This window comes from Neisseria sp. P0009.S007 (assembly GCF_051962515.1).
The window spans coordinates 1-1,381 of sequence record NZ_JBQCVF010000350.1 but is presented as its reverse complement, the minus strand read 5'-3'; the positions used below and the strand labels follow the sequence as shown (position 1 = coordinate 1,381).

Annotated in this window: 2 protein-coding genes; both read left to right on the top strand. The window is 52.5% G+C overall.

Translation table 11 applies throughout. The features are described 5' to 3' along the window. The coding region (locus tag ACTHS3_RS13185) for an aminotransferase class III-fold pyridoxal phosphate-dependent enzyme (protein WP_440368151.1) at positions 1 to 702 on the top strand (702 nt) is incomplete at its 5' end. Beyond that, complete coding sequence (gene bioD, locus ACTHS3_RS13180; protein ID WP_070608111.1) at positions 699 to 1,355, top strand: dethiobiotin synthase; 657 nt, start codon at positions 699 to 701, stop codon at positions 1,353 to 1,355. The genes ACTHS3_RS13185 and bioD, both read left to right, overlap by 4 nt. Positions 1,356 to 1,381: the final 26 nt, after the last annotated feature.

Sequence of the window (1,381 nt, the reverse complement as noted above, 5' to 3'; positions counted from 1 at the left end):
GTCCGCGCCTTGTTTGAAGCGCATCATGCGGATATCGCCGCCTTTATTTTAGAGCCGGTCGTGCAGGGCGCGGGCGGTATGTATTTTTATCATCCGCAGTATCTTCGCGGATTGCGCAATTTGTGCGACGAATTTGATATCGTGTTGATTTTTGACGAAATTGCCACCGGATTCGGGCGCACGGGCAAGATGTTTGCCTGCGAACACGCGGACGTCGTACCGGATATTATGTGTATCGGCAAGGGTTTGAGCGGCGGCTATATGACGTTGGCGGCGGCAATCACTTCGCAAAAAGTCACCGAAACGATTTCGCGCGGCGAAGCGGGCGTGTTCATGCACGGACCGACGTTTATGGCGAACCCGCTGGCGTGTGCCGTTGCCTGCGCTTCGGTCAAGTTGCTTTTGTCCCAAGATTGGCAGGCAAATATCCGCCGCATCGAAAGCATCCTGAAAGGTCGTCTGAAAGCTGCATGGGATATTCGCGGCGTGAAAGATGTGCGCGTTTTGGGTGCCATCGGAGTGATTGAGCTGGAAAAAGGCGTGGATATGGCGCGTTTTCAAGCGGATTGCGTGGCGCAGGGGATTTGGGTGCGCCCCTTCGGCAGGCTGGTGTATTTGATGCCGCCGTATATTATTTCAGATGGCCTCTTGACCGAACTTGCCGATAAAACCGTACACATTTTGAAGGAACACAACAAATGAAAGGCGTTTACTTCGTCAGCGGCATTGATACGGACATCGGCAAAACCGTCGCCACCGGCGTATTGGCAAAACAATTGTTGCAGCAGGGCAAAAGCGTGATTACGCAAAAGCCTGTGCAAACCGGTTGCCAAGACATCGCCAACGACATCGCTGTCCACCGCAAAATCATGGGCATACCCATGCAGGAGGCCGACAAACAAGGGCTGACCATGCCTGAAATCTTCAGCTATCCCGCTTCGCCTCATCTCGCCGCCCGTCTGGACGGCAGGACTTTGGACTTGGAGAAAATCCGTACCGCCACGCAAGAATTGGCGGCGCAATACGAAATCGTCTTGGTCGAAGGTGCGGGCGGATTGATGGTTCCGTTGACGGAAGATTTGTTGACCATTGATTATATTAAGCAACAGGCTTATCCCGTCATCCTCGTTACCAGCGGACGGCTCGGTAGTATCAACCATACCCTGCTCAGCTTCGCCGCACTCAAACAATACAGCATCCAGTTGCACAGCCTGATTTTCAACCATATTCACGACAGCAAAGATGAAACCGTTGCCGGCGATACCTTGGAATATCTTAAAGGCCGTCTGAAAGATGAGTTTCCTGAAGCCAAATGGCAGGAGTTGGCCAAAACAGAGGTGGTAAATGGCGTTTGATATACCGCGTGGCACACTTTGTTCAT